Origin of the sequence: Actinophytocola sp., from assembly GCF_036402745.1 — a bacterium.
In the GTDB taxonomy this organism is placed as follows: domain Bacteria; phylum Actinomycetota; class Actinomycetes; order Mycobacteriales; family Pseudonocardiaceae; genus Actinophytocola.
The window spans coordinates 1-4349 of the sequence record NZ_DASWSJ010000410.1; the positions used below are offsets into that span (position 1 = coordinate 1).

5 protein-coding genes and 1 pseudogene are annotated in these 4349 nt (G+C 74.4%); 4 read left to right on the forward strand and 2 right to left on the reverse strand.

Annotated elements, in window-relative coordinates:
* Positions 1 to 216, forward strand: a 216-nt coding sequence (locus VGD70_RS36070; protein ID WP_331089519.1) for a hypothetical protein, incomplete at its 5' end; no start/stop codon positions are given.
* Here VGD70_RS36070 and VGD70_RS36075 read toward each other — a convergent pair.
* Positions 213 to 1127 carry a Gfo/Idh/MocA family oxidoreductase gene (locus VGD70_RS36075; protein ID WP_331089521.1) on the reverse strand — a complete coding sequence of 305 codons (915 nt, stop codon included), beginning with the start codon at positions 1125 to 1127 and terminating at the stop codon, positions 213 to 215. The two genes, VGD70_RS36070 and VGD70_RS36075, sit on opposite strands and share 4 nt — an antisense overlap.
* Before the next feature lie 49 nt (positions 1128 to 1176).
* On the opposite strand from VGD70_RS36075, the gene VGD70_RS36080 reads away from it, so the two are divergent.
* On the forward strand, positions 1177 to 2025 hold the full coding sequence (locus VGD70_RS36080) for an NUDIX hydrolase (protein ID WP_331089523.1): 849 nt from the start codon (positions 1177 to 1179) through the stop codon (positions 2023 to 2025).
* Positions 2022 to 2822 carry an MBL fold metallo-hydrolase gene (locus VGD70_RS36085; RefSeq protein ID WP_331089525.1) on the forward strand — a complete coding sequence of 267 codons (801 nt, stop codon included), beginning with the start codon at positions 2022 to 2024 and terminating at the stop codon, positions 2820 to 2822. Before VGD70_RS36080 ends, VGD70_RS36085 begins: the two co-directional genes overlap by 4 nt.
* Positions 2823 to 2826: 4 nt before the next feature.
* Here VGD70_RS36085 and dnaN read toward each other — a convergent pair whose 3' ends face one another.
* Positions 2827 to 3939: a DNA polymerase III subunit beta gene (dnaN, locus tag VGD70_RS36090; RefSeq protein ID WP_331089527.1), complete on the reverse strand. Its 1113-nt coding sequence runs from the start codon at positions 3937 to 3939 to the stop codon at positions 2827 to 2829.
* 86 nt (positions 3940 to 4025) lie between these two features.
* Here dnaN and VGD70_RS36095 point away from each other — a divergent pair.
* A pseudogene (locus VGD70_RS36095) lies at positions 4026 to 4349 on the forward strand (phosphoesterase); the annotation flags it as partial.

Consider the following 4349-nt stretch of genomic DNA (forward strand, 5'->3'; position numbering starts at 1 on the left):
CAGGAGCGCAACCTGCTGCGCGAGCTGCAGGACGAGCTGGCGCGCCGGGAGAAGGACCAGCCCAGCAGCTCGTCCGGGTCGTGGCGGATCGACCGGTCCGGCCGGCACGGCAAGCCGGGCGCCCCGTTCGACTCGGCCCGCGCCTCCGGCGGCCCGATGATGGTCAACGGCGTGCCGCCGCACTCCGAGGGGCGCGGCGGCTACCCGGCCAGCTAGCCGGCGTTCTCGGTGACCTTCTCGGTGACCTTCTTGCTGACCGCCCGCAGCAGGCGCTGAAGGTGCAGGCCGCGGCGGACGTCGCACGGGTGCGTGGTGGCGTCGTTGTGCACCATGCTGACGAAGTCGCTGAGCAGGGCGGCGTAGCGCGCCTGCGCGTCGCCGGTGGCGTCGAGCTCGCGGTAGCCGTTCGTGCCGAAGACGGCGAAGTCGTTGATCGGCGGCTTCGCGGGCGTGTGCATGGTGAGGGTGGCCGAGCTGGTGGCGCCGCCCTCGTGGCCCAGCAGGATGTGCCAGACACCGCCCGGCTCGGCGAAGTGCGCGGACAGCACGTCGGTGATCGGGCCGAGGGCAGCGTCGAGCAGGTCGAACACGTGCGGGCCGATGTCGGCGAGCGCGCCCCCGTCGTGGCGCCAGCGGGAGGCCTCGTACTTGGTGTCGAGCAGCGTGGCGGACATCCAGCGGGCGGTGCCGCCGTGCCAGCCGCCGATCCGGTGGACCTCCTCGAGCCAGTCGATGGTCCCGGTGCCGTAGCGGAAGGTGAGCACCAGCAGCGTGGCGACGGCCGCCCGCTCGGCCGCGGCCACCAGCTGCTCGGCCTCCTCGACGGTGCCGGCCACGGGCTTCTCGAGGATCACGTGCTTGCCGGCCTCGATCGCCCGCAGCGCGAGCGGCGCCTGCACCGTCGGCGGCACGGCGAAGGCCACGCCGTCCACCGCGTCGAGCAGGTCGTCGAAGGACTCGGCGGGCGTCGCGCCCCCGAGCGCGGCCACCTCGGCCGCGGCGTCGGGACGGCGGGCCCACACGGAGACCAGCTCGGTGCCCGGGTGTGCGGCGATACCCGGTGCGTGTACCCGGTGTGCCCACGGTCCCGCGCCGACGAGTCCCATTCGCAGCCGTGTGTCGTTCATGGTCACATCCTGCCCGTTGCGGGCGCGTGGTCTGCGTAGGCTCACGCCTGTGCGTGAGCTGCCGAAGGAACTGATCCTGCCGGAGGGCTTCGTCCCGCCGGAGATACCGGATCCACCGGTGACACCCAAGGACGCCGCCACGGTCATGCTCGTCCGCGACACGGCCGGCGGGCTCGAGGTGTTCCTGCAGCGCCGGGTGATGGGCATGGCCTTCGCCGGCGGGATGACCGTGTTCCCCGGCGGCGGGGTGGACCGCCGGGACGCGGACACCTCGCTGGCCTGGCACGGCCCGTCGCCCGCGTGGTGGGCGGACCGCTTCTCCTGCGACGTCGGCCTCGCGCGGGCGCTCGTGTGCGCGGCCGTCCGGGAGACGTTCGAGGAGTCGGGCGTGCTGCTGGCCGGGCCGGACGAGGAGTCGGTCGTCACCGACGTCCGGCCGTTCGGGGAGGCCCGTGGCCAGCTGGTGAACCGGGAGCTGTCGCTGGCGGGCTTCCTGGCCGAGTCGGGCCTGGTGCTGCGGGCGGACCTGCTGCGGCCGTGGTCGAACTGGGTCACGCCGGTGGAGGAGACGCGCCGGTTCGACGCCCGCTTCTTCCTCGCCGCGCTGCCGGTCGGCCAGCGCGCGGACGGCGCCACCACGGAGGCGGCCGACACCCGCTGGCAGCGCCCGACCGAGGCTCTCGAGGACTGGAAGGCCGGCCGGGTCGGCCTGCTGCCGCCCACCTGGACGACGCTGGCCGAGCTGGAGGAGTGCGCCTCGGTGGCCGCCGCGGCGGGCCGCGAACGCAAGATCGAGAAGCTGATGCCCCGGGTGGCCCGCGACGGCGACGTGCTGCGCATCGTGCTCCCCGGCGACCCGCTCTACGACGGGGCGGCCTCGCACCTGGACCCGTCGTGACGGCCCACCCGGCCCACCCGACGCACCCGGCTTACGGCGAGCTCCGGCCGGTGACACCGGTGGCGTCGGTGCTGCTGGAGCACAACCCGGGCTCGATGACCCTCGAGGGCACGAACACCTGGCTCCTGCGCTCGCCGTCATCGCGGTCGGTGGTGGTGGTCGACCCGGGCTACGAGGACGAGCCGCACCTGACCCGCGTGGCCGAGGTGGCGCCGGTGGAGCTGATCCTGATCACCCACCAGCACCCCGACCACGCCCAGGGCGCGCCGTGGCTGGCCGACCGCGTCGGTGCGCCCGTCCGCGCGTTCGACCCGAGCCTGTGTCGCGACGCCGGACCGCTGACCGACGGCGAGCGGATCGAGGCGGCGGGCGTGGCGCTGCAGGTGCTGCACACCCCGGGCCACACGCAGGACTCGGTGTGCCTGCGGGTGTTCCACGACGGCACGGCGGCGATGCTGACCGGCGACTCGGTGCTGGGCAGGGGCACGACCGTGATCTCCGACCTGGGCTCCTACCTCGGCACGCTGCGCCGGCTGATCGAGGAACCGGCGGGCACCCCGGCCCTCACCGGCCACGGCCCGGAGCTCCCCGACGTGGCGGCCGTGGCGGGGGAGTACCTCGCGCACCGCGAGCAACGCCTCGACCAGGTGCGCGCGGCCCTGGCCCAGCTGGGCGAGGACGCCACTGCCCGGCAGGTGGTGGAGGTGGTCTACGCGGACGTCGACAGGTCGCTGTGGGCCCCGGCCGAGTGGTCGGTGCGGGCGCAGCTGGACTACCTGCGCGACGGCGGCGCGTAGGGGTTCAGTGCTTGGGCGGCAGCATGGGCATCACCACGTAGCGAAGGTTGAGCTCGGACTCGCCGACCGCGCTGAACACGGTGGCCCGCATGCCGGGCTGGATCTCGATCCGCACCCGCGAACCCGAGAACGCCCGCAGCGCGTCGGTGAGGAAACGGCCCTGGTAGGCCTGGGAGAGCCGGCCACCTTCCACATCGGCCTTGAGCGTCTCCTCCGCCTCGCCGGCCCGCTGGTCGGCGCCGCGCAGCCGGACCTCGCCGTCGCCGACCTCGACCAGCAGCACACCCCGCGCGTCGGTGTAGAGCCCGACCCGCCGCACCGCGCCGGCCAGCACGTCGGCGTCGGCCTCGAGCCGGGTGTCCACATCGGACACCGACACCTTGGACTCGTGGAGGAAGCTGCCATCGAGCACCGCGGTGGTGGCGACCGTCTCGCCGCCGGCCCGCCGCCACACCAGGCCGAACCGGTCGCGGTCGGAGTGCAGCGTGACCGGGCCCTCGAGCTGCTTGGCGATCTCGGCCAGCAGGCCGGCCGGCACCAGCGCGTCGACCGGCGGGCCGGCCGGCTGCCAGGCCAGCGTGGCCACGGCCATCTGGTAGCGGTCGGTGGCCAGCATGATCAGCTGGTGGTCCTCGGACCGGATCCGCACGCCGGTGAACATCGGCAGCGCGTCGTCGCGGGACGCGGCCGCCGCGACCGTGCCGAGCGCCGAGGAGAACAGCTGCCCGTCGACGATGCCCGCGGCCGTCGGCGGCGCTGCGACCCCCGGGTGCACGTCGACGTCCAGCAGTGGCAACGCGTACCGCGCCCCTGGCGCGCGGATGGCGAGCTTGGACCCCTCGACCACCAGCCGCACCTGCTCGTGGTCCAGCGCCCGCAGCGTGTCGGCGAACGGCTTGGCCGGCACCAGGACCCGGCCCTCGGTGTGCACGAGCGCCGGCCGTTCGAGCCGGGCCGCGCGCTCGCGGTCGTTGGCGGCGAGCGAGACCCCGTCCGGCCCGGCGGTGAGCAGCAGGCCGGACAGCACCGGGTCGATGAGCTTGCCCGGCACCAGCCGGACGAGGGCCGACGCGGCGGCGGCCAGCTCGCCGGTGGTGACCGTCAGATCGAGGTTCATGGCGACAAGGTAGCGCCGGCCGCCGACAATCGCGCCGACGGCAGACGTTCACCCCGTCGTGGCCTTGAGCGCCTACGGTGTCGCCCGTGTCCGAGACGATGAGCCGCAGGGCGTTGCTCGCCAGCTCCGGTGTCCTGGCCGTGGGGGCGGCCGGCGCGATGCTGCCCGGCATCGCGTTCGCCGAGCCGAGCGCGCCGACCGGGGAGCAGACCAGGACGATCACCGGCACACTGAGGCCCGACGTGCCCGACTGGTACTACCTGCCGGTCGACGTGCCGCGCGGGGTGCGGGAGATCGAGGTCGTCTACAGCTACGACCGCCCGCAGGTGCCGCCCGGTGCCAAGGGGAACGCGCTGGACATCGGGATGTTCGCGCCGGCCGGCTACCAGCTCGGCAACACGCGCGGGTTC